This window comes from Streptomyces purpurascens, from assembly GCF_045040895.1.
In the GTDB taxonomy this organism is placed as follows: Bacteria; Actinomycetota; Actinomycetes; order Streptomycetales; family Streptomycetaceae; genus Streptomyces; species Streptomyces purpurascens.
Genome location: NZ_CP108341.1, coordinates 625318 through 647494, shown reverse-complemented (window position 1 = coordinate 647494; position 22177 = coordinate 625318). Strand labels below are relative to the sequence as shown.

The following is a 22177-nucleotide window of genomic DNA, read 5'->3' as shown; positions in this document are numbered from 1 at the left end:
CACCTCAGGTTGCCGCCGCGAAAGCGTCGACGCCCGTGAGGTCGGCCGACAGCGCCCACAGGCGCGCGGCCTGCTCGGGGTCCGTCGCGTGTGCGTGCACGCCGCCTTCCGAGCCGTTGTCGGCCGCCTCGGCTATGTCGCAGTCCTCGCAGTACACGCCACCCATGCCCGCCAGCTGGGGGGAGGTCGCCGCCCATACCTGCGTCGCCGCGCCCTGCTCCGGCGTCTTGAAGGTGGGATCGGTCGGGTTGCCGTTCTCGTCGATCCAGCCGGCGTCGACCATCTCCGCCTTCGCAAGGTGGCGCTGCAGCGGGGTGAGGATGCTGCCCGGATGCAGCGCGAACGCTCTGACTCCGGCATCGCGGCCGAGCGCATCGAGCTGTACGGCGAACAGCACGTTCGCCGTCTTCGCTTGTCCGTACGCCTGCCATCTGTCGTAGCCACGCTCGAACTGCACGTCGTCCCAACGCACTCCGGTGATGCCGTGGGCGCCGGAGGACACGGCGATCACGCGCGCGCCCCCGCGGGCGATCGCCGGCCAGAGATGGTTGATCAGCGCGTAGTGGCCGAGGTGGTTGGTGGCGAACTGCGCCTCCCACCCGGGGCCTACCCGCGTCTCGGGGCAGGCCATGACCCCAGCGTTGTTGATCACGATGTCGACGTTGCGACCCGAGGTCAGGAACCGCTCGGCGAAACCGCGGACGTTTTCGAGGTCGGACAGGTCGAGGTCGTCGGTCTCGACGCCGTCCATGCCCTCGATCGCCTCCTGAGCGGCCGCCCGTCGCCGGGCGGGGACCACGACGCGGGCGCCGGCTCCCGCCAGGGCGCGGGTTGTCTCCAGGCCAAGTCCCGAGTAGCCACCGGTGACGATCGCGGTACTGCCGGACAGGTCGATGCCGCTCAGGACGTCGTCCGCGGTGCTCCGGGCGCCGAACCCCGATCCGATCTTGTGCTGAGGTGTCGTCATGACGGGGACGCTAGATGCTGGACCGCGCTCTAGGTCAAGGACCGGCGACGGCTGAGCTGGACGACGACGCTCTGCGCTCCTTCCTGCTCGCCCAGGACGTCGTGTACGTGGGCGGCGGCAACACGGCCAACCTCCTCGCGGTCTGGCGCACCCACGGTGTGGACCGGCTGCTGCGGGAGGCCTACGACCTCGGCACGGTGCTGTGCGGCATCAGCGCCGGCGCCAACTGCTGGGCCGAGGGCTCGCACACCGACTCCTTCGGGCCGCTGACGTACCTCCCCGACGGCCTGGGACTGCTGCCCGGCTCCGTCTGCCCGCACTACGACAGTGAACCGGGCCGGCGCCCCTCGTACCGTGCGGCCGTGGCGGCGGGGCGACTGCCGGCGGGCTGGGCGGTGGAGGACGGGGCCGGAGTGCTCTTCACAGAGGGTGTGCCGACGGAGGCCGTCACCCGGGATCCGCGAGCAGGGGTGTACCGGGTGGAGGCGGACCGGAGTGGTGGGGCGCGTGAGCACGGTCTGCCCTGCCGGGTCCTCGGGCCTGCCAGCTCACTGCCACGGTAGGCGTTCACCCCCGAACTGTGCTGGTGGGGGGGGGGAGAGAGAGCGCCGGCAGAGGGCGCTGATCAGTGTCGGTCGAGCCCGAACAGTCCGTCGACGATCCGCCGCAGTACCGCCGCCTCCTCCTCGCCGCCGGCTTCCGTCCGTTCGTACTCGGTGAGCGCAAGTCCGGCGAGGGTGAACTCCTGCGTCAGCGCCTGCACTGCCACGAGCAGGTCCTCTGCGCCGAGTCCGCCGGGCTCGGGTGTGCCGACGGCAGGGAACACCCGCGGGTCCAGGACGTCGAGGTCGATGTGGAGGTACACCGCCTCGGCGCCGGTGGCGCGCACTGCGGCCAGGAGCGGCCCTGGTTCTGTCAGCTGCTCGACGCCGAGGTGCCGTATGCCGCGGCTCTCGACAAGGTCCTGTTCACCCGGGTCCAGTGACCGCGCGCCCGCCAGTACCACACGGTCGGCCGACAGGCTCCGCGCGGGCCGCAGGCCCTCTGGCCCGTCGCCGATGAGGGCGCGCAGCACCATGCCGTGGAAGGCTCCGGAAGGCGACGACTCCGGACTGTTGAGGTCTGCGTGCGCGTCGAACCACACCACGGCCAGCCGGTCCCCGAATGCGGAGAGCGCGGCCTCGATCGGGGCGAGGTCGACCCCGCAGTCGCCGCCGATGATCACTGGCCGTGCGCCCGGCGGAACGTCGCCCAATGCCGCGCGCACCGCCAGCAGATGGCGCTCCAGCACATCGGCGTTCCGTACGCCGCCCCGCGCGGTGCCGACGCAGTTGTCGAGTGTGACCGTACGCCGCCGGCCTGCGGGTATCAGCTCGGCCAGCCAGGCAGCACCACTGGCCAACCGACGGGCCGTGGAGGCACCCGACCCCTGCCACTGCGCGACCTCCAGTACGACTGGACCAGACACGAGCGTTCCCCTTCCATGATGATCTACGCAGCCTATGCCGTCGCCCCGGCGGTCTTACACATCACGCCCGTTGAGCCGCTGTCTCCTTGGCGTGGTCGACCAGGTTCCGGCTTCGGGGGCGCGGGCACGGATCGGTCACGAACCGACGTCCCCACACGTCAGGAGACACCCGTGACACCCGTGATCGCCCCGCCCGAACCCGGACTGACCGAAGCCGAACTCGTCGAAACGAGCCATCGCGTTGCGGCCCGCGCTGATCGAACGACAGGCGGAGATCGAGCGGTTGACGCACTACCCGCAGACCACCCACGAGGACTTCTCACGGGCCGGGTTCACTGGGCGCTGCAGCCGCTCCGCTACGGCGGGTACGAGTTCGGCCTGCCCGCCTTCTGTCGCGTGGTCACCGAGGTCGCACGCGGCTGTCCCTCCAGTGGCTGGGCGCTGTCCCTCACCGCCGCCCACGTCCTGCAGGTCGCGTCGGCCTTCGGGGAACGCGCGCAGGACGAGATCTTCGGCGCCGACGGGGAGTTCCGCACCGCCTCCACCCTCGCACCGGTCGGCGTCGCACAGCCCGACGGCGACCACGTGATCCTCGACGGCACCTGGCCTTACTCCTCCGGCGCCCCCTACTCCACGCACTACGTCGGCCAGACCCTGCGCGCCCCCGAGAAGCCCGGCGACGCCCCGGGCCCGCTCGTGCTGTTCTGCGCACCCCGCGAGGTCTGGACGGTGCTCGACGACTGGCACGGCGTCCTCGGCCTGCGCGGCAGCGGATCCAACAGCATCCGCATGGCACAGGCCCGCATCCCCGCCCACCACACGGTCGGAACCGGCCTGCTCGACCTGCCCGTCGAGGGCGGCAGCCCGGCTCGAAGCTGCACGGCAACCCCATGTATGCCGGGCGGGCACCGAGCTTCTTCCACTGCGAACTCGCCGCCATCATGATCGGCACCGCGTACGCCGCCGCTGACGAGTACGCCCGGATCCTCGCCGCCCGCCCGCTCATTCTGGAACCCGACCGCACCCGCGCCGACCTGCACGACTACCAGCGCAACCTCGGCGAATCCCTGGGCATCATCCACACCGCGCATGCCGCGCTCCAGCAGACGGCTCAGCAGTGGATGGAGGCCTGCCGCCGTAATGTCGCCGGGGAGGCCCCCTTCACCGTCGCCGAGGACAACCGCCTCGCGCTGATGTTCCTGCACGCCGGGCGTATGGCCTGGGACCTCCTTCAGGGCACCCTCATCCGCACGGCAGGCGCCCGGCACGCCCGGGACGGCGAGCGGATGCGGCGCTACTTCCGGGACGCCTCCACCTACTGGACGTACATCGGCCCCGGCATGGCCGAACCCCTGGCCAGGCGCGTCGGCTGCGACCGCCCCGGCCTGCCCTCCGGCCAGATCCCACTGATCCCCTGAACCTCAGTGATCCACCAGGATTGCCCCGTCCACGATCGGGTACGCGAGCAGGACCGCGCCCGGGGCGGATCATGTCCCGGGTGGGCCGCAAGACCGCCGCTACCAGGGAATCTGCCATGGAGACACCTGCAAACAACCCCACGCCCACGCCCGCCCAGCGGGCTCTGGACGTCCTCGCCGAGAACACCGAGGACGCGGCGGCTCTGAACGCGCTCGCCGACAGCGACGTGCTCATCCCCGTGCCCGACGACGCGAACGATGCCGACGCCGCCAACCCCTCCGCGGTGGCGCTGCCGGTGCTGGAGCAGCCGGGCGGCGAACCGGTGGTGCCCGTGTTCACCTCCGAGGTGGAGATGGCCGGGCTGCTGCCGTTCGTCTCCCGCTACCGCATGGTGCCGCTCGGCGCCCTCGCCGCGCAGTGGCCCGCCGACGACCTGTCGCTCACCATCGACGGCAGCTCGGAGCACCGCCTGACGCTCACCTCGGAGGGAGTCCGCACCCTGCTGGCACGTCCGTAGGGCGATCGGCCCGGTCCGGGCCTGGGCCTCTTACGCGCCCAGTGTCCGGGCCAGCGCCGCCCGCTGCAGCGGCAGCACCTCGGCGTGCAGGTCACGGCCCCTGGAGGTCAGAGCGACCCACACGCCGCGCCGGTCCTCCACGCACACGGAACGCGCCACAAGACCGTCCTTCTCCAGCCGGGCGATCAGCCGCGACAGCGCGCTCTGGCTCAGATGGACCCGCCCGACCAGATTCTGCACCCGGCACTGCTCGCCCTCCTCGGGCGCAGCGGTCGCGAGCATGTCCAGGACCTCGAAATCGGAGGCGCCGAGGCCGTGCGGATGCAGGGCCCGGTCGATCTCGCACATCGTGCGCGCGTGCGCCGACAGGATGTCCCGCCACCGTTCCTCGAGCCGCGCACCAGCCGTTTTCGCTGCCATAACCGAACGGTACACCGGTCCGAGGTTCAATGACTGTGCATGGAGTGGCGTCTTTTGTGACGTCCTTCCGGGGTCGGCCGGGACCGGGGCCGGACCTACGTCGACTCCCGTTTCACCAACTCCGTCGGCAGGATCACCGCCGCCGGATCCTCGCCCCCGATCTGCGCGAGCAGCACCCGCACCATCTCGGTGCTGATGCGGTCCCACGGCTGCCGGATGGTCGTCAGCTCCGGGACGGCGCCCAGCGCCGCCGGTGAGTCGTCGAAGCCGCCGACCGCGACGTCCTGCGGCACCCGCCGCCCCGCCCGCTGCAGCGCCGCCAGCACCCCCTGGGCCATCAGGTCCGAGGCGACGAACACCGCGTCCAGGTCCGGGGCCTGCCCCAGCAGTCGCTCGGCACCCGCCTCGCCACTGGCCCGGCTGTAGTCGCCGGAGACGACGAGCCGCTCGTCGAACTCCAGGCCCGAGTCCGCGAGCACCTCCTTGTAGCCGGCGAGGCGCTCCACACCGCCCGGCGTGTCCAGCGGACCGGTCACCATGCCCACCCGCTGCCGCCCGAGCGACAGCAGATGACGCACCATGTCGCGGGCACCGTCGCGGTCGTCGGCGGCCACGTAGCTCACCTTGGAGGCCAGCCCGATCGGCTTCCCGCACGCCACCAGCGGCACCCCGGCCCCGCGCAGCTGCTCGGCGACGGGGTCCCCGGAGTGACTGGAGACCAGCAGCACCCCGTCGACATGCCCGGCGGTGATGTACCGCGTGATGCGCCGCCGTTCGTCCTCGGTGCCCGCCAGCATCAGCAGCAGCGGGATGTCGTGCGCGGCGAGCGCCTGGGTGCAGCCGCGCAGCAGGACATTGAAGTTGGGGTCCTCGAAGAACCGCTCCTGCGGCTCCGTGAGCAGGAAGCCGATCGAGTCGGACCGCCCGGTGATCAGGGAGCGGGCGTGGCGGTTGACGACGTAACCCGTCCTGCGGATGGCCGCGTTGACCGCCTCCTGGGCAGCCGGGCTGACGTAGTGGCCGCCGTTGAGCACCCGCGAGACGGTGCCGCGCGAGACCCCCGCCTCGCGCGCCACGTCGTGGATCGTGGGCGGCCTGCGCCTGCCTCCCGCAGCGTTCATGGTCATGACTTTACGGCTCCGGAGAGCAGATCCAGACTCCAGAAGCGCTGGATGACCAGGAAGAGGGCGACCAGCGGGAACACCGCGAGGAACGCGCCCGTGATCACCAGCGTGTACAGCGCCGGCGAGTTGGCCCCCTGCTCCAGCAACGTGAACAGACCGAGCGTGATCGGGAACTTCTCGTCGTCGCTGAGCATGATGTACGGCAGCAGGAAGTTGTTCCAGATCGCCACGAACTGGAACAGGAACACCGTCACCATGCCGGGGATCATCATCGGCAGCGCGATCCGCGTGAAGATCCGCCACTCGCTCGCCCCGTCCATCCGCCCGGCCTCGACCACGTCGGCGGGCACAGCGGCGGCGGCGTAGATCCGCGCGAGGTAGACGCCGTACGGGAAGAGGATCTGCGGCAGCAGTACGGACAGGTAGGAGTCGGTGAGGTCGACCTTGGCCAGCAGCAGGTACTGGGGGACGGCCAGGATCACCGGCGGCATCAGCACACCCGCGAGCAGCACGTTGAAGATCGCCTCGCGGCCCCGGAAGCGGTAGGTCGCCAGGGCGTAGCCGCTGATCGCGGACACGCAGGTCGACAGCAGGGCACCCAGCCCGGCGTACAGGGCGGAGTTGCCCATCCACGCCCAGTACACGCCGTCGCGGTAGGCGCTCAGGTCCCGGACGTTGTCGGCGAAGCCCGAGCCCGGCAGGAACGTGAACGTGGAGAACAGCTCACGTCCGGACTTGGTGGCCGCGATGACCACCCAGGCCACCGGCAGCAGGCAGTAGACCGCTCCCAGGAGCAGGGTGACCGTCGGGATCAGGGCGATCCGGCGGCGCAGCGGCGGGCGGCCCCGGTCGGTGCCGGACGTGCTGCCCGCCACCGGCTGGGCCTTCGGGACGGCAAGGGAACTGGAACTCATCGAGCTGCCTCCTGCTTCTGACGACGGTTCGCGGCTCGCAGGAAGCCGAAGGACAGCAGGAGCGTGGCGAAGGCGATGATCACGGCCTGCGCGGCGGCGCTGTAGATGTCGCCCTCGCCGAACGCGTCCCGGTACACCTTCATCAGCGGACTCCATGTCGTGGACACGGAGTTGGTGAGCGGCTTGAGGGTGGTCGGCTCGTTGAACACCTGGAGCGTGGCGATGATCGAGAAGAAGAAGGTCAGCACCAGCGAGGGCGCCACCATCGGGATCTTGATCCGCAGCGCGATCTGCGTCGGTGTGGCACCGTCCAGCCTCGCGGCCTCGTACACCTCCGCCGGGATCGCCTGGAGCGAGGTGTAGATGACGATCATGTTGAAGCCGGTGCCGCCCCAGACCGCGATGTTGGAGAGAGCCAGAAACAGCGGCCCGCCGTCCAGCAGGTCCGGCTGCGGCATGCCCAGCTTGTCGAGGACGAAGTAGAACGGGCTCACGTCCGGCAGGTACAGGAAGCCCCACAGCAGCGCCGCCACCACACCGGGGATGGCGTACGGGAGGAAGATCGCGAGCCGGGTGAACGGCGCGAGCCGCACCTTCTCGGAGTCGAGCATCAGCGCGAACAGCAGGGCGAGGCCGAGCATGACGGGTACGACGATGCAGCCGTAGCCCAGCACGCGCAGGGCCCCCTGCATCAGCTCGCTGTCGGTGAGGGCGTCGGAATAGTTCTCCAGACCGGCCCAGACCTCCTTGCGGGCCCCTGAGCCGAGGCCCAGGCCGGAGACCTTCACCTTGCGGAAGCTGAGCCAGACCGCGTAGCCGATCGGCAGGGCGAAGAACAGGGTGAACAGGAGTGCCGCAGGGAGGAGGAAGGCGTACGGGGCGCCCTTGACCCCGTACGACTGCCGGCGTGCCGTGCTTTTCACCGAGCGACCCCGAAGCCCTGCTTCTTCATGTCGGCGACGGTGTCGTCCTGCATCTTCTTCAGGGCCGCGCCGAAGTCGGACTTGTTCTTCGCGGCGGCGCCGAAGGCGTCCTTGAAGGTGGTGTAGGCGACGTTCACGTTCGGACCCCAGGCAGACGGTGCCGTGGTCTCCGCGATGTCGGCGGCCTTGGTGTAGAAGTCGGCCTGGTTCGCGAAGTAGGCCGGCGGCTTGAGGAAGGCGCCGCTGGTCTGGGCGTTCTTCGCGGCCGGGTAGATGCCGCTCTCCTTCGCCAGCGCGTTGAGGGCGTCGCTGTCGGTGTTCAGCCAGGCGGCGAACTTCGCGGCGGCCGCCTGGTGCTTGGAGTCCGTGGTCACGGCGGTGGAGGAGCCGCCCCAGCTGCCGGTGCGGGTCTCGCTCGCGGACCACTGGGGGAGCGGGGCCATGGCCCACTTGCCCTTGGTGTCGGGAGCCGCCGTGGTCAGGGTGCCGGGCGCCCACACGGCGCTGACCCAGGCGATCTGCTTGCCGGTGTTGAGCGCCTTGTTCCAGGACGGCGTGTACATCGGCTGGTTGTCGACGGCGCCCTCCTCGACCAGGCCGCCCCAGAACTTCGCGACCTTCTGGGTCGCCGCGTCGTCGATGGAGACCTTCCACTGGTCACCGGAGGTCGTCCACCACTTGGCACCCGCCTGCTGCGCGAGGCCCGCGAAGAGGCCGGAGTCGTTGGCGGAGAAGGTGGTCAGGTCCTTGTCGGGAGCCGCCTTCTTGAGCTTGCGGGCGGTCTCGGCGAACTCGTCCCAGGTCGTCGGCACCGTCAGGCCGTACTCCTTGAACAGGTCCTCGCGGTAGTAGAACATCATCGGCCCGATGTCCTGCGGGACCGCGTAGACCGCGTCCGTGCCCAGCGTCGTCTGCTGCCAGACGCCGTCGGCGAAGCTGCCCTGCGCGTCGCCCACGTTCTTCGATATGTCCGCGAGCGCGTCATTGCTGACCAGCGTGGGCAGCGCCTGGTACTCCGCCTGCACCAGGTCGGGCGCCTTGCCCGCCTTGTGCGCGGTGAGGATCTTGGTGACCAGTGTGTCGCCGGACGCCTGCTTCTTCACCGTGACGGTGATCTGGTCCTTCTTGCCCGGACCCTTGTTCCACAGGTCCACGACCTTGTCCATGCCGGGCGTCCAGGTCCAGTACGTCAGCGACGCCGGACCCGACTCGGTCTCGCTGTCCGCGGACTCCGTCCCGCAGGCGGCGAGTGTGGTGGCACCGAGCGCGACGGCGACGGCGGTTCTCACGAGGCGGCGGCGCTTCGTGTACGGCATGGATCTCTCCCCTGACCTGGGGTCCTCGCCTGCTGCGAAGACCAGCCATGCTTCTGTGAGCGTTCACAGTAGAGAAACATCCCGGACACTTGTCAATGGTTGTTGCTGTGCGGTTATGTTGGCCTCCGCACTGCGCCGCTGTGTGTGCACGTTCCCAATTGATCGATCGACCGGGAGACCATCCATGCCGGAGACCACCCCCAGGGGCCTCACCAGGCTCGCCTTCGGCGGGGACTACAACCCCGAGCAGTGGCCGGAGAGCGTCTGGCAGGAGGACGTCCGGCTGATGCGGGAGGCCGGCGTCACGATGGTGAGCGTCGGGATCTTCTCCTGGGCGCTGCTGGAGCCGTCGCCCGGCGTGTACGACTTCGGCTGGCTCGACCGCGTGGTCGACCTGCTGCACGCGAACGGCATCCGCGTCGACCTCGGTACGCCCACAGTCTGCCCGCCCGTCTGGTTCTACCGCGCCCACCCCGAGGCCCTGCCGGTGACGCCGGAGGGCGTGCGCCTCGAGTTCGGCTCCCGCGCCGCGATCTGCCACAGCAACGCCGACTACCGCACGGCCGCGGCGGCCATCACCGCCAAGCTCGCCGAGCACTACGGCGACCACCCGGCCCTGGCGATGTGGCACGTGCACAACGAGTACGGCGTCCCCGTCTCGGCCTGCTACTGCGACGCGTGCGCCGCCCACTTCCGCCGCTGGCTCGCGACGACGTACGGCACGGTCGACGCCGTCAACGAGGCCTGGGGCACGGCCTTCTGGGGCCAGCGCTACGCGGACTTCGGCCAGATCAACCCGCCCCGGCTCACCCCGACGTCCGTCAACCCGGGCCAGGCGCTGGACTACAAGCGGTTCGCCGACGCCACCATGCGCGAGAACTTCGTGGCGGAGCGGGACCTCTTGCACCGCCTCTCGCCGGGCGTCCCGGTCACCACCAACTTCATGACGGCCCTGAGCCAGTGCGACTCCGTCGACTACTGGGCCTGGGGTCGCGAGGTCGACATCGTCACCAACGACCACTACCTGATCACCGACGGCCGCCGCACCCACGTCAACCTCGCGATGGCCGCCGACCTCACCCGCTCCGTCGCGGGCGGTGCCCCCTGGCTGCTCCTGGAGCACTCCACCTCGGGCGTCAACTGGCAGCCCCGCAACCCCGCCAAGGCCCCGGGCCAGATGGCCCGCAACTCCCTCGCCCATGTGGCGCGCGGCTCCGACGGCGCCCTGTTCTTCCAGTGGCGCCAGTCCCGGCGCGGCGCCGAGAAGTTCCACTCGGCGATGCTCCCGCACGGCGGCACCGACACCCGCGTCTGGCGCGAGGTCACCGAACTCGGCGCGGCGGTCGAGACGTTGAGCGAGATCCGCGGCACCCGTACCGAGGCCGACGTGGCCGTGCTGTGGGACTGGCACTCCTGGTGGGCGCAGAACCTCGACTGGCGCCCCAGCGAGGACCACGACGCCCGCGAGCGCGCCGACGCCTTCTACGAGGCTCTCTACGACCACCACCTCACCGTCGACTTCGCCCACCCGGAAGCCGACTTGTCGAGGTATCCCCTTGTCGTCGTACCGGCCCTGTACCTGATGACGGAGACGGCCGGGAACAACCTGAGGGACTACGTCGAGAACGGTGGCACGCTGGTCGTCTCGTACTTCTCCGGCATCGTCGACGAGCACGACGCCGTCCACGAGGGCGCCTACCCGGGCCCGCTCCGGGACGTCCTCGGCCTCACGGTCGAGGAGTTCTCACCGCTGCTGCCCGGCGAACGGGTCCGCGTCGCCGGCCCCGACGGATCCGAACTGGGCGCCGACGTGTGGACCGAGTTCGTGGTGCCGCGCGGCGCCGAGACCGTCTGCACCTACGCCGACGGCCTCACCGCGGGCCACCCGGCCGTCACCCGGCACAGCCTCGGCGAGGGCACCGCCTGGTACGTCTCCACCCGGCTCGGCACCGACGGCCTCGACACGCTGCTCGGCCTGGCGATCGAGGACGCGCGCCTCGCCCCGCGCGCCGACCTGCCCCGGGACGTCGAAGTGGTGCGCCGCACCGGCGAGTCGGGCACCTACCTGTTCGCCGTCAACCACACCGGCTCGGACACCAAGGTGCCGCTGGAGGCCCCGGGCACCGAACTGCTGACCGGAGAACGCGCCGCGGGCCGACTGGCCGTCCCGGCCGGAGCCGTCCGGGTCGTCCGGCTCGACGGCTGAACCGACTCCCTCCGCCCGTGCGAGCCGCACGAGCCGCGGGCGGAGGGGGCCCCTCACCGGCTGTGAGGGGCACCCCCATCCCCGACGTCGAAGGGACGACGGACGACGATGTTCCATCCCAGACGCACGCTCAGAGCCCTGCTGCTCCCGCTCGCCGCAGGGCTTGCCCTCACCGCCCTGCCCGCCCAGACCGCCCAGGCGGCGAGCACCCTCACCAACGGAGGCTTCGAGACCGACGGTTCGGGCGCGGCCACGCCGAGCGGCTGGTCCGAGTACGGCGACACCGGCGCCTCGTTCGTCGAGTCCGGCGGCCACGGCGGGAGCTACCGCCTGAGCCACTGGGCCTCCACCGCCTACAAGGCGGAGACCTGGCAGTACCTGTCCGGACTCACCAACGGCCGGTACAAGCTCACCGCCTGGGTGCGCTCCGGCGGCGGACAGAAGTCCGCGTACATCGCGCTGAAGAACTGCGGCGGCGCCGAGCAGCGCACCGATCTGCCGGTCTCCGCCAGTGGGTGGATCCGGATCGTCGTGCCGGTCAATGTGACCGGCAACCAATGCACCATCAGCATCAACAGTGACGCGAATCCCGGCAACTGGATCAATGTGGACGACCTGACCTTCACGTCGGGCACGTCCGGTACTTCGATCAAGGGTGCCGACATCTCGTCCCTGGCCAAGAGCGAGGCCAAGGGCGGCGTCTACCGCAACAGCTCCGGAACGGCCGGCGACGCCCTGGCCGTCCTCAAGTCGTCCGGTATGAACTACGCGCGCCTCAAGGTGTGGGTGAACCCGGCCGACGGCTACAACAACAAGGCACGAGTCCTGGCCATGGCCAAGCGCGTCAAGGCACAGGGCATGAAGCTGCTGGTCGACTTCCACTACTCGGACTTCTGGGCCGACCCCGGCCGCCAGGACAAGCCCGCCGCCTGGGCCGGACACTCGTACAGCCAACTCAAGACGGACGTGTACAACCACACGTACGACGTGTTGAACGCCTTGAAGGCGCAGGGCACCACCGCCGACATGGTCCAGGTGGGCAACGAGATCAACGGCGGCATGCTGTGGACCGAGGGCTCCACCTCCAACTGGACGCAACTGGCCGGTCTGCTCAACTCCGGCCACGACGCCGTCAAGGCGGTCAACTCGACCACCACCGTCGCCCTGCACCTCGCCGAGGGCGGTGATCTGGAGGGCACCCGCTGGTGGTTCGACAGCGCGCGGTCCAACGGCGTGAGGTTCGACGCGATCGGCCTGTCGTACTACGGCTACTGGCACGGCACCCTGGCCGACTTCCAGACGACCCTCGACGACGCGGCCTCCCGCTACGGCAAGCCGGTGTACGTCGCCGAGACCGCCTACCCGTTCCGCCTGGACAGCGAGGACGCGCACGAGAACATCATCGACACCGCTGACGAGCTGGTCTCCGGCTATCCGGCGAGCGTGGCCGGCCAGACCCGGTGGATGAACGACGTGGCGAGCATCGTGGAGGCCGTCCCGAACGGCCGCGGCCTCGGCATCTTCTACTGGGAGGCCACCTGGACCGCGGTGGGCGGCAACGGCTGGGACCCGACCGACGCCTCCTCCGGCAACGGCTGGGAGAACCAGGCGCTGTTCGGCTACGACGACCGGGCCCTCTCGTCGATGTCCTGGTTCCGCCACCGCTGATCTCACCGGGGCAGAGCGACACCCGGCCCCGAACTTGGCCAGATCGTACGGCAGTTCGGTATCGGTCAACGATGCCGACTGCCGGACGCGGCGGCTTGAGCCGCGAGACAGTGGGAAGAACGCGGTAAGAGAGCGAGAGCCGCGAGGCAGGGGCACGACATGCTGAGGACTCCCACGGACGAGACGCGGCTGCGCATCCTGGCCTGGCTGAAGGAACCCGGCCCCGCCGAGGGTGGGGTCACCGCGGACGCCGTCGCCGAGAAGTTCTCGCTGCCCCGCCCGGTCGCCGTCACCCACCTCCGGCTGCTCGAAGCCACCGGCATGCTGCGCACCAGCCGGTCCGCGGGCCGAGTGCACTACCACCGCGACGAGGTGCGGATCGCCGAGGTCGCCCGCATGTTTGAAAAGGGCTGGTAGGCGACCCGGCAGAGCGGTATCTCCCCCTGAGGATGAAGGGCATGCGCACCATGGACCGTCCCCCCGCACTCGTCCCACGCCACTACATCGCGATGGGCCACGGCCCCGAGGACGTGGTCGCCGACCCACGCGGCCGTGTGCTGACCGGCGTGGCGGACGGCCGCATTCTGCGTCTGGACGGTCTGGCGGACCCGGTCACGGCCCGTACCGAGGTGATCGCCGAGACCGGCGGCAGGCCGCTGGGGCTGGAACTCCTCCCGGACGGCGACCTGTTGGTGTGCGACGCCGAACGCGGCCTGCTGCGCGTCGACACCGGCGACGGCACGGTCCGCATCCTCGCCGACTCGGTGGCGGGGGAGCCACTGCGGTTCTGCAGCAACGTCGTGGCCCTCTCCGACGGCACCGTCTACTTCACCGTCTCCAGCCGCCGCCACCCCCTGGAGCACTGGATCGGCGACATCGTCGAGCACGTCGGAACGGGACGGCTGCTGCGCCTGGCGCCGGGCGACGACACCCCCGAGGTGGTGCTGGACGGACTGCAGTTCGCCAACGGGCTCGCCGTCGGCGCCGACGAGTCCTTCCTCGTCGTCGCCGAGACCGGCGCCTGCCGGCTCCTCCGCCACTGGCTCACCGGGCCCGAGGCCGGACGCAGCGAGCCCTTCGCCGAGAACCTCCCGGGCATGCCCGACAACCTCTGGCGCGGCGCGCCGGACGGACCGGTCTGGGTCGCGCTGGCCGGACCCCGCGTCCCGCCCCTCGACCTCCTCCACCGCGGCGCACCCGCGGTCCGCCGCGCCGCCGCCCGCGTGGCCGTACGCGCCCCGTTCCGCCCCACCGGCACGATCGCCGTGCTGGCCTTCGACGACGAGGGCCGTGTGATCCACCACCTCGCCCGCCGACGCTCCGGCTACCGCATGGTCACCAGCGTGTGCGAAGCGAACGGGCACCTGGTGCTGGGCAGCATCTGGGAGCCCGGCGTGGCCGTCTGCGAGCCGCCCGCGCCGAAGTGACCCGGGCCACCCGCTCGACAGCGACACCGGAACACCGCCCGGGGTTAACCTGAACCCCGGCCGCGACACCGCTCGCGGCGCGGCGGTGGGGCCCGCCGTACCCGAACCGCGGCGAGGACGCCGCCAACGGTCCCTACTTGCGACGGCACGCGCCCGCACGACCCCGGGCACCGGCGAGTAGGAGACGTACGCCCCATGACAGCCCCTGAGAGCCTGCGCGTTCAGGCCCCCACCCCACGTCCGCCTTCCTGGCGTGCCCAGGTGCCCGTCGTCACCGTGGTGGCGCTCGGCGGGGGAGCGGGGGCGGCCGCCCGGTACGCGGCCTCCCTGTGGTGGCCCGCCGCCGCGGCCGGCTTCCCCTGGACGACCCTCTGGGTGAACGTCGCCGGCTGTGCCGTGATCGGCGTGTTCATGGTGGTCGTCACCGAGATCCGGGCCGTCCATCCCCTCGTCCGGCCCTTCTTCGGCACCGGTGTCCTCGGCGGCTTCACCACCTTCTCGACGTACGCCGTCGACATCCGGAATCTGCTCGAGGGCGGCCACGCCGGCACCGGCCTGGCCTACCTCGCGGCGACCCCGCTCGCGGCCCTCACGGCGGTGTGGCTCGGGGCCCGGTCGGCCCGCTGGGCCCTGGGCACGACGGACACGAAGGGTAAGGAGTCGTTGTGAACTGGCTGCTGGTCATCGGCGGCGCGATCGTCGGCGCCCCGCTCCGCTACCTCACCGACCGGGCGGTCCAGTCCCGGCACGGCTCGGGCTTCCCCTGGGGCACCTTCACGGTGAACGTCACCGGCTGCCTGGTCCTCGGCCTGCTCACCGGTGCCGCCTCGCACCTCCAGCTGCTGCTCGGCACCGGTCTGTGCGGGGCCCTCACGACGTACTCGACGTTCTCCTACGAGACGCTGCGGCTGGCGGAGACGGGGGCCCGTCTCCAGGCGGCCGTCAATGTGGCGGCGAGTGTGGCGGCCGGCCTCGGGGCGGCGTTCGTGGGGGCCGCGCTCACGCGTATGTGAGCCGTGCGCGGGTGTCGGCCGCGTGGATGAGATCCGTTCTCGCCCGCGTGTAGTAAGACGGTCCTCTCCGCTCCCGCTTCCCCCCGAGCAGAACTGGATCCCATGAGCGTCATCAGCGTCGGTCAGGCCGTCGTCCTCGGAGCCGTCGAGGGGGTGACCGAGTTCCTGCCCGTCTCCTCCACCGGCCATCTGAAGATCGTCGAGGGGCTCATGGGCATCCCCGTCGACGACCATGCCGTGGTCGGGTTCTCGGCCGTCATCCAGGTCGGCGCGATCGCCGCGGTGCTCGTGTACTTCTTCAAGGACATCGTGCGGATCGTCTCCGCCTGGGGGCGGGGCCTGCGCGACCGCGAGGAGCGGTACCACCACGACTACAAGTTCGCCTGGTGGGTCATCTACGCCACCATCCCGATCGTCGCCGTCGGACTCGCCGCCAAGCCGCTCATCCAGGGCCCGCTCGCCTCGCTGTGGGTGGTGGCCGGCTCGCTGATCGCCGGCAGCGGGGTGATGTGGGCGGCGGACCAGATGGGCCGGCACAAGCGCGGCGAGGACGACACCTCCTTCAAGGACGCCATGCTGGTCGGCAGCTCCCAGATCCTCGCCCTGCTCTTCCCCGGCTTCTCCCGCTCCGGCGCCACCATGTCCACCGCGCTGATCCTCGACCTGGACCGCGTCGCCGCCACCCGGCTCTCGTTCTTCCTGGGCATCCCCGCCCTGACCGGCGCCGGCCTCTACGAGCTCAAGGACGCCCTGGGCACGGGGGTGGGCGCGGCTCCGCTCGCGGCCGGCACGCTCGTGTCGTTCGTCGTGGCGTACGCCTCCATCGCCTGGCTGCTGAAGTTCGTCGCCAAGCACTCCTTCAACGCCTTCGTGATCTACCGGATCATCGTCGGGGTGCTGCTCTTCGGCCTGCTCGGAGCGGGTGTGATCCACAGCTGACCGTCCGCACAGGTGAGGGGCCGGGCGCCTGAACGCAGGCTTCCGGCCCCTTGAACGTTTCCTTTCGGCCTCTTGACAGGTACCTCCCGCGCCCCGCAGGATCGCCACCGTGAACCTGTCAGACAGCCGGACAGCCGGACAGCCCCTGCGTCGCGTCAGTGCCATGGAAGCGGTGCTGGCGCACCTTCGCGACGCCATCGAACGAGGCGAGTACGCCATCGGCGACAAGCTCCCCTCCGAGGCGGAGCTGTGCCGCACCCTGGAGGTCTCCCGGCCCGTGCTGCGCGAGGCCCTGCGGGCCCTGCAGACCATGGGCCTGACCGTGTCCAGGACCGGCAAGGGCACCTTCGTCGTCGCCAGCACCGTCGAGGACCCCACCTTCGGCGACTACGCGGCGAGCGACCTGCTGGAGGTGCGCCGCCACGTCGAGATCCCGGTCGCGGGGTACGCGGCCCGGCGCCGTACCCCGGAGAACCTCGACCATCTGGCCCACATCCTGGACCGGATGGAACAGGAGACGGACACCACCGCGTGGGTCGCCATGGACACGCTGTTCCATCTCGCCGTGGCCGAGGCCGCCCAGAACCCGGTCTTCCGCCGGGTCATCGAGGAGATCCGGGACGCGCTGGCCCGCCAGTCCGCCTTCCTCAACGAGCTGGGCGGCCGCCGCGAGCAGTCCAACCGCGAGCACCGCGCGATCGTCGAGGCGCTGATCGACGGTTCCGAGAACGACGCGGTGGAGGCCATGGCCCACCACCTCGACCGTGTCGAGACGACCCTCACCGACATCGTGCGTTCCCCGCGCACGGACACCCCCATGGAAGGCGGACCCGAGGCGTGAGCGAGCAGTCCCTGCACGACGATGTGCAGAAACGTTCCAGCCATGTCGACGCCGGCGACGAGGGCTACAGCAAGTCCCTCAAGTCCCGGCACGTCAACATGATCGCCATCGGCGGCGCGATCGGCACCGGCCTCTTCCTCGGTGCCGGCGGCCGTCTGGCCGACGCCGGCCCCTCTCTTTTCATCGCCTACGCGGTCTGCGGCCTCTTCGCCTTCCTCGTCGTGCGCGCCCTCGGCGAACTCGTGCTGTACCGGCCCTCCTCCGGCGCCTTCGTGTCGTACGCCCGTGAGTTCATGGGGGAGAAGGGCGCCTACACCGCGGGCTGGATGTACTTCCTGAACTGGGCGACCACCGGCATCGCCGACATCACCGCCGTCGCCACCTACACCCACTACTGGGGCATGTTCTCCGACATCCCGCAGTGGGTGATAGCGCTCATCGCGCTGGCCGTGGTGCTCACCGTGAACCTGATCTCGGTGAAGATCTTCGGCGAGCTGGAGTTCTGGTTCGCGATCATCAAGGTCGGCGCGCTCGTCCTCTTCATGTGCATCGGCATCTTCCTGCTGGTCACCCAGCACCCCGTCGACGGCCACAGCCCCGGCCCGTCCCTCATCAGCGACAGCGGCGGCGTCTTCCCGAACGGCCTGCTGCCCATGCTGCTGATCATCCAGGGCGTCGTCTTCGCCTACGCCTCCGTCGAGCTGGTCGGCGTCGCCGCCGGTGAGACCGAGAACCCCGAGAAGATCATGCCGAAGGCGATCAACTCGATCATGTGGCGCGTCGGCCTGTTCTACGTCGGCTCGGTCGTCCTGCTGTCGATGCTGCTGCCGTGGAACAAGTACACCGCCGGCGAGAGCCCCTTCGTCACCGTGCTGGGCAACATCGGCATCCCGGCGGCCGGCGACGTGATGAACCTCGTCGTCCTCACCGCGGCGATGTCCTCCCTCAACTCCGGCCTCTACTCCACCGGCCGCATCCTGCGCTCCATGGCCATGGCCGGATCCGCGCCCAAGTTCACCTCCGTGATGAGCCGCAGCCAGGTCCCCTACGGCGGCATCCTGCTCACCAGCGGCGTCTGTGTCCTGGGCGTCGGCCTCAACTTCGTGGTGCCCGCCGAGGCGTTCGAGATCGTGCTGAACTTCGCCGCGATCGGCATCCTCGCCACCTGGGGCCTGATCATGATCTGTCACCTCCTCTTCTGGCAGAAGACCCAGAAGGGCGAGCTGACCCGCCCGGACTACCGGCTCCCGGGCTCCCCCTGGACCGAGATCGTGACGCTGGCGTTCCTCGCCTCCGTCCTGGTCCTCATGTACGCCGACGGCGGCGCGGGACGCACCACCGTGCTGTGCCTGCCGCTGATCGTCGGGGCACTGGTCGTCGGATGGTTCGGCATCCGCGGCCGTGTCGCACGCAAGTCCACCACCGGAGCCGATGCGTGACCGACGCGTCGCTCCCCGAGAAGCAGGCAGTGATGTACAGCAGTTCCCTTGCGGACGCACCCCTTGTCCGCGAACCCGTCCACGCCCCCGTCGCCCACCTCATCCGCGGTGGGATCGTCGAAGGCATCCACTACGGCTCCGTCGTCGTCCTCGGCGCCGACGGAGAGGTACAGCTCCAGCTCGGCGACATCGAGGCCGCCTTCTACCCGCGCTCTGCGGTCAAGCCCCTCCAGGCCGTGGCCATGGTGCGGGCCGGGCTCCCGCTCGACGGCGAGCTGCTGTCGCTGACCGCGGCCAGCCACTCCGGCGAGGAACGCCACCTCGCCGGCTCCCGGCGCATCCTCGAACTCGCCGGGCTCACCGAGGGCCAACTGCGCAACGTCCCGGATCTGCCGTACGACCCGGTCGTCCGGGACGCCTGGGTGCGTGAGGGCCGGATGCCCTCACGGCTCGCGCAGAACTGCTCCGGCAAGCACGCGGCCATGCTCTACACCTGCCTGCTCAACGGCTGGTCCCTGGAGGACTACCTCGACCCGGGCCACCCGCTCCAGCAGGCCATCGCCGAGATCGTCGAGGACCTCACCGGGCAGCGCATCGCCCGCGTGACCGTCGACGGCTGCGGCGCGCCCTTGTTCTCCGTCTCCCTGCACGGCCTCGCCCGCGCCACCGCCCGCATCACCACGGCGGCGCCGGGGACGCCCGAGGCCCGGGTGGCCGACGCGATGCGCGAGCACGCCGAGATGGCCTCCGGCTCCGGCCGGGACGTCGCCGCGCTGATGCGGGCCGTGCCCGGGCTGCTCACCAAGGACGGCTTCGAGGGCGTGCAGGTCGCCGCCCTGCCTGACGGGCGGGCCGTCGCTGTGAAGATCTCCGACGGGGCGAACCGGGCGCGGGTGCCGGTGGCCGCCGCCGCGCTGGCCCGGGCGGGCGTCGACCCGGGCCTGCTCGCGGAGTTCGCGGGCGAGCCGCTGCTCGGGGGAGGGGAGCCGGTGGGGTGTGTGCGACCCGTTCGTGCGCTGGATCCTCTTCTTGCGACGGCCGACATGTGACCCTGCGCCGGACCCGACGGGGGACTGCGGGCGGCGCCGGTCTGCGGGCCGGTTGTGGTTGATCGCGCAGTTCCCCGCGCCCCTTTCGGGGCGCGTACTCACCCCTCCCCTCAGAAAGAACTCTCATGACCGCCGTCACCCGCTCCGAACACGATCTGCTCGGCGACCGAGACGTCCCCGCTGAGGCGTACTGGGGTGTCCACACCCTGCGCGCCACGGAGAACTTCCCCATCACGGGTACGCCCATCTCCGCCTACCCGCATCTGATCGACGCCCTCGCAGCCGTCAAGGAGGCCGCCGCCCTCGCCAACGAGGAACTCGGCCTGCTGGACCCGAAGAAGGCCGCCGCCATCGTCGCCGCCTGCCGCGAGATCCGCGACGGCGAGCTGCACGACCAGTTCGTGGTCGACGTCGTCCAGGGCGGCGCCGGCACGTCCACCAACATGAACGCCAACGAGGTCGTGGCGAACCGGGCACTGGAACTGCTGGGCCACGCCAAGGGCGAGTACCAGTACCTGCACCCGAACGAGGACGTCAACCTCGGCCAGTCCACCAACGACGTCTACCCGACCGCCGTCAAGATCGCGACGGTGTTCGCGGTGCGCGGGCTGCTCTCGGCGATGTCCGTCCTGCAGGACACCTTCGCCGGCAAGGCCGTCGAGTTCCACGACGTGCTCAAGATGGGCCGTACACAGTTGCAGGACGCGGTCCCGATGACGCTCGGCCAGGAGTTCTCCGCGTACGCCGTCATGATCGACGAGGACCGGTCCCGTCTTGCCGAGGCCGTCGAGCTGATCCATGAGATCAACCTCGGCGCCACGGCGATCGGCACCGGCCTCAACGCCCCCGCCGGATACGCGGAGGCGGCCCGCCGCCACCTGGCGGCCCTCACCGGCCTGCCCCTGGTGACCGCGGCCAACCTGGTCGAGGCGACCCAGGACTGCGGCGCCTTCGTCCAGATGTCGGGCGTGCTCAAGCGCATCGCGGTCAAGCTCTCCAAGAGCTGCAACGACCTGCGGCTGCTGTCCTCCGGCCCACGCGCCGGCCTCAACGAGATCAACCTGCCGCCGGTACAGGCCGGTTCGTCCATCATGCCCGGCAAGGTCAACCCGGTGATCCCCGAGGTCGTCAACCAGGTCGCGTTCGAGGTGATCGGCAACGACGTCACCATCACGATGGCCGCCGAAGCCGGACAGCTCCAGCTCAACGCCTTCGAGCCGATCATCCTGCACTCCCTGTCGGAGTCCATCACCCATCTGCGCGCGGCCTGCCTCACCCTCGCCGAACGCTGCGTGGCCGGCATCACCGCCAACACCGAGGCGCTGCGCGCCACCGTCGAGAACTCCATCGGCCTGGTCACCGCCCTCAATCCGCACATCGGCTACACCGCCGCCACCGACATCGCCAAGGAGGCCCTCGTCTCCGGCCGGGGCGTCGCCGAACTCGTCCTGGAGAAGGGCCTGCTGCCCGCCGAGACACTCGCCGGCCTGCTGCGCCCGGAGGTCCTGGCGGGCAGCGGCCCGGCTCCGACGGCCTGACCCAGCCGAGCGCACCGGGACCGGCACGGAGGGACAATGGTGATCATGACAGCGTCGACGACCTTCCAGCCGGTCCTGGAGCGCATCGCCGAGGAGATCGAGCGGACCCCCGGCCGCGGCCGGCCCGCCGACTACATCCCCGCGCTCGCGGCCCGCGACCCGCGCCGGTTCGGCATGGCCGTCGCCGAACCGGACGGCACGGTGTACGGCGTGGGGGACTGGCGGGAGCCGTTCTCCGCGCAGTCCCTCACCAAGGTCTTCACCCTCGCCCTCGACCTGGCCCGCGAGGGCGACGCCCTGTGGGAGCACGTGGGCCGTGAGCCCTCCGGCAACCCCTTCAACTCCCTCGTCCAGCTGGAGTACGAGAACGGCATCCCGCGCAACCCGTTCATCAACGCGGGCGCCCTGGTCGTCACCGACCGGCTGCACACCCGTACCGGCGACGCCTCGGGCGAACTGCTGGCGTTCCTGAGAACGGAGAGCGGCAACCCGGACCTGAGCTTCGACGAGGAGGTCGCCGCCTCCGAGACGGCGCACGGCGACCGCAACGCCGCCCTCGGCCACTTCATGGCCTCCTACGGCAACATCGACAACCCGGTGCCGGTCCTGCTCGACGAGTACTTCCGGCAGTGCTCGATCACCGCGTCCTGCGCCGACCTCGCCCTCGCCACGAGCTTCCTGGCCCGCCACGGCGTCCGCGCCGACGGCACCCGACTGCTCACCCGCAGCCAGGCCAAGCAGATCAACGCGATCATGCTGACCTGCGGCACGTACGACGCGGCGGGCGACTTCGCCTACCGCGTCGGGCTGCCCGGCAAGAGCGGCGTGGGCGGCGGCATCATCGCCGTCGTCCCGGGCCGCTGCACGCTGTGCGTGTGGAGCCCGGGCCTGGACGAGCGCGGCAACTCGGTGGCGGGCATGGCGGCCCTCGACCGATTCACGACGCTGACAGGCCTTTCCGTCTTCTGAAGGCGGTTCCCCGCGCCCCT

General features: G+C 70.5%; 22 protein-coding genes and 1 pseudogene. 16 read left to right on the top strand and 7 right to left on the bottom strand.

The annotated features are described in order from the left end of the window. Positions 1-4 precede the first annotated feature (4 nt). The gene (locus OHU35_RS03010; protein ID WP_405504466.1) at positions 5-967 is read right to left on the bottom strand and encodes an SDR family NAD(P)-dependent oxidoreductase; all 963 of its coding nucleotides are present in this window, start codon (positions 965-967) and stop codon (positions 5-7) included. A gap of 53 nt (positions 968-1020) precedes the next feature. On the opposite strand from OHU35_RS03010, the pseudogene OHU35_RS03005 reads away from it, so the two are divergent. Continuing rightward, a pseudogene (locus OHU35_RS03005) lies at positions 1021-1530 on the top strand (Type 1 glutamine amidotransferase-like domain-containing protein); the annotation flags it as partial. Positions 1531-1592: 62 nt separating this feature from the next. Here OHU35_RS03005 and OHU35_RS03000 read toward each other — a convergent pair. After that, a complete protein-coding gene (locus OHU35_RS03000) occupies positions 1593-2435 on the bottom strand; it encodes an arginase family protein (protein ID WP_189725171.1) in 843 nt (280 codons plus the stop codon). 396 nt (positions 2436-2831) lie between these two features. Between OHU35_RS03000 and OHU35_RS02995 the strand changes: the two genes are divergently transcribed. From OHU35_RS02995 to OHU35_RS02985, 3 genes are all read left to right on the top strand, one after another. After that, on the top strand, positions 2832-3380 hold the full coding sequence (locus tag OHU35_RS02995) for a hypothetical protein (protein WP_229873015.1): 549 nt from the start codon (positions 2832-2834) through the stop codon (positions 3378-3380). Beyond that, a complete protein-coding gene (locus OHU35_RS02990; RefSeq protein WP_405504463.1) occupies positions 3326-3853 on the top strand; it encodes a hypothetical protein in 528 nt (175 codons plus the stop codon). Before OHU35_RS02995 ends, OHU35_RS02990 begins: the two co-directional genes overlap by 55 nt. Before the next feature lie 116 nt (positions 3854-3969). Beyond that, positions 3970-4371: an SseB family protein gene (locus OHU35_RS02985; protein WP_184595591.1), complete on the top strand. Its 402-nt coding sequence runs from the start codon at positions 3970-3972 to the stop codon at positions 4369-4371. A 30-nt stretch (positions 4372-4401) separates the two neighbouring features. On the opposite strand, the gene OHU35_RS02980 is transcribed toward OHU35_RS02985, so the two are convergent. The 5 genes from OHU35_RS02980 to OHU35_RS02960 form a co-directional block, all read right to left on the bottom strand. Then, on the bottom strand, positions 4402-4791 hold the full coding sequence (locus tag OHU35_RS02980; protein WP_189725172.1) for a MarR family winged helix-turn-helix transcriptional regulator: 390 nt from the start codon (positions 4789-4791) through the stop codon (positions 4402-4404). 95 nt (positions 4792-4886) lie between these two features. Beyond that, complete coding sequence (locus tag OHU35_RS02975) at positions 4887-5918, bottom strand: LacI family DNA-binding transcriptional regulator (RefSeq protein WP_189725173.1); 1032 nt, start codon at positions 5916-5918, stop codon at positions 4887-4889. Further along, positions 5915-6829, bottom strand: coding sequence for a carbohydrate ABC transporter permease (locus OHU35_RS02970; RefSeq protein ID WP_189725174.1), 915 nt, complete (start codon positions 6827-6829; stop codon positions 5915-5917). Before OHU35_RS02970 ends, OHU35_RS02975 begins: the two co-directional genes overlap by 4 nt. Next, positions 6826-7752, bottom strand: a complete 927-nt coding sequence (locus tag OHU35_RS02965; protein WP_189725175.1) for a carbohydrate ABC transporter permease — start codon at positions 7750-7752, stop codon at positions 6826-6828. The genes OHU35_RS02970 and OHU35_RS02965 overlap by 4 nt, the downstream gene beginning before the upstream one ends. Beyond that, entirely contained in the window at positions 7749-9068 is a 1320-nt protein-coding gene (locus tag OHU35_RS02960; protein WP_189725176.1) for an ABC transporter substrate-binding protein, read from the bottom strand. Before OHU35_RS02960 ends, OHU35_RS02965 begins: the two co-directional genes overlap by 4 nt. A gap of 184 nt (positions 9069-9252) precedes the next feature. Between OHU35_RS02960 and OHU35_RS02955 the strand changes: the two genes are divergently transcribed. From OHU35_RS02955 to OHU35_RS02900, 12 genes are all read left to right on the top strand, one after another. Further along, positions 9253-11274, top strand: a complete 2022-nt coding sequence (locus OHU35_RS02955) for a beta-galactosidase (RefSeq protein ID WP_189725177.1) — start codon at positions 9253-9255, stop codon at positions 11272-11274. 108 nt (positions 11275-11382) lie between these two features. Next, positions 11383-12942 (top strand): arabinogalactan endo-1,4-beta-galactosidase, encoded by a 1560-nt coding sequence (locus tag OHU35_RS02950; protein WP_189725178.1) that lies wholly within the window; start codon positions 11383-11385, stop codon positions 12940-12942. Positions 12943-13101: 159 nt separating this feature from the next. Next, on the top strand, positions 13102-13359 hold the full coding sequence (locus OHU35_RS02945; protein ID WP_184595606.1) for a helix-turn-helix transcriptional regulator: 258 nt from the start codon (positions 13102-13104) through the stop codon (positions 13357-13359). Positions 13360-13409: 50 nt separating this feature from the next. Then, on the top strand, positions 13410-14369 hold the full coding sequence (locus tag OHU35_RS02940) for an SMP-30/gluconolactonase/LRE family protein (protein ID WP_189725458.1): 960 nt from the start codon (positions 13410-13412) through the stop codon (positions 14367-14369). 195 nt (positions 14370-14564) lie between these two features. Then, positions 14565-15038, top strand: coding sequence for a fluoride efflux transporter CrcB (crcB, locus tag OHU35_RS02935; RefSeq protein ID WP_189725179.1), 474 nt, complete (start codon positions 14565-14567; stop codon positions 15036-15038). After that, a complete protein-coding gene (gene crcB, locus OHU35_RS02930; RefSeq protein ID WP_189725180.1) occupies positions 15035-15382 on the top strand; it encodes a fluoride efflux transporter CrcB in 348 nt (115 codons plus the stop codon). The genes crcB (OHU35_RS02935) and crcB (OHU35_RS02930) overlap by 4 nt, the downstream gene beginning before the upstream one ends. A 102-nt stretch (positions 15383-15484) precedes the next feature. After that, positions 15485-16321, top strand: a complete 837-nt coding sequence (locus tag OHU35_RS02925) for an undecaprenyl-diphosphate phosphatase (protein ID WP_359894778.1) — start codon at positions 15485-15487, stop codon at positions 16319-16321. A 163-nt stretch (positions 16322-16484) separates the two neighbouring features. Further along, positions 16485-17162: a FadR/GntR family transcriptional regulator gene (locus tag OHU35_RS02920; protein WP_189725459.1), complete on the top strand. Its 678-nt coding sequence runs from the start codon at positions 16485-16487 to the stop codon at positions 17160-17162. Then, positions 17159-18601 (top strand): amino acid permease, encoded by a 1443-nt coding sequence (locus OHU35_RS02915; protein ID WP_189725182.1) that lies wholly within the window; start codon positions 17159-17161, stop codon positions 18599-18601. The genes OHU35_RS02920 and OHU35_RS02915 overlap by 4 nt, the downstream gene beginning before the upstream one ends. A 32-nt stretch (positions 18602-18633) precedes the next feature. Next, positions 18634-19650, top strand: coding sequence for an asparaginase (locus tag OHU35_RS02910; protein WP_189725460.1), 1017 nt, complete (start codon positions 18634-18636; stop codon positions 19648-19650). 125 nt (positions 19651-19775) lie between these two features. Beyond that, positions 19776-21188 carry an aspartate ammonia-lyase gene (gene aspA, locus OHU35_RS02905; RefSeq protein WP_189725183.1) on the top strand — a complete coding sequence of 471 codons (1413 nt, stop codon included), beginning with the start codon at positions 19776-19778 and terminating at the stop codon, positions 21186-21188. A gap of 36 nt (positions 21189-21224) precedes the next feature. Continuing rightward, the gene (locus tag OHU35_RS02900; RefSeq protein ID WP_189725184.1) at positions 21225-22157 is read left to right on the top strand and encodes a glutaminase; all 933 of its coding nucleotides are present in this window, start codon (positions 21225-21227) and stop codon (positions 22155-22157) included. Positions 22158-22177 lie beyond the last annotated feature (20 nt).

Excerpts from the sequence above, each read along its gene's own strand:
- OHU35_RS03010 (WP_405504466.1), bottom strand. The coding sequence starts at position 967 with ATGACGACACCTCAGCACAAGATCGGATCGGGGTTCGGCGCCCGGAGC.
- OHU35_RS02990 (WP_405504463.1), top strand. The coding sequence starts at position 3,326 with ATGTATGCCGGGCGGGCACCGAGCTTCTTCCACTGCGAACTCGCCGCC.
- OHU35_RS02985 (WP_184595591.1), top strand. The coding sequence starts at position 3,970 with ATGGAGACACCTGCAAACAACCCCACGCCCACGCCCGCCCAGCGGGCT.
- OHU35_RS02980 (WP_189725172.1), bottom strand. The coding sequence starts at position 4,791 with ATGGCAGCGAAAACGGCTGGTGCGCGGCTCGAGGAACGGTGGCGGGAC.
- OHU35_RS02975 (WP_189725173.1), bottom strand. The coding sequence starts at position 5,918 with ATGACCATGAACGCTGCGGGAGGCAGGCGCAGGCCGCCCACGATCCAC.
- OHU35_RS02970 (WP_189725174.1), bottom strand. The coding sequence starts at position 6,829 with ATGAGTTCCAGTTCCCTTGCCGTCCCGAAGGCCCAGCCGGTGGCGGGC.
- OHU35_RS02960 (WP_189725176.1), bottom strand. The coding sequence starts at position 9,068 with ATGCCGTACACGAAGCGCCGCCGCCTCGTGAGAACCGCCGTCGCCGTC.
- OHU35_RS02955 (WP_189725177.1), top strand. The coding sequence starts at position 9,253 with ATGCCGGAGACCACCCCCAGGGGCCTCACCAGGCTCGCCTTCGGCGGG.
- OHU35_RS02950 (WP_189725178.1), top strand. The coding sequence starts at position 11,383 with ATGTTCCATCCCAGACGCACGCTCAGAGCCCTGCTGCTCCCGCTCGCC.
- OHU35_RS02945 (WP_184595606.1), top strand. The coding sequence starts at position 13,102 with ATGCTGAGGACTCCCACGGACGAGACGCGGCTGCGCATCCTGGCCTGG.
- OHU35_RS02940 (WP_189725458.1), top strand. The coding sequence starts at position 13,410 with ATGGACCGTCCCCCCGCACTCGTCCCACGCCACTACATCGCGATGGGC.
- crcB (WP_189725179.1), top strand. The coding sequence starts at position 14,565 with ATGACAGCCCCTGAGAGCCTGCGCGTTCAGGCCCCCACCCCACGTCCG.
- OHU35_RS02925 (WP_359894778.1), top strand. The coding sequence starts at position 15,485 with ATGAGCGTCATCAGCGTCGGTCAGGCCGTCGTCCTCGGAGCCGTCGAG.
- OHU35_RS02920 (WP_189725459.1), top strand. The coding sequence starts at position 16,485 with ATGGAAGCGGTGCTGGCGCACCTTCGCGACGCCATCGAACGAGGCGAG.
- OHU35_RS02910 (WP_189725460.1), top strand. The coding sequence starts at position 18,634 with ATGTACAGCAGTTCCCTTGCGGACGCACCCCTTGTCCGCGAACCCGTC.
- aspA (WP_189725183.1), top strand. The coding sequence starts at position 19,776 with ATGACCGCCGTCACCCGCTCCGAACACGATCTGCTCGGCGACCGAGAC.
- OHU35_RS02900 (WP_189725184.1), top strand. The coding sequence starts at position 21,225 with ATGGTGATCATGACAGCGTCGACGACCTTCCAGCCGGTCCTGGAGCGC.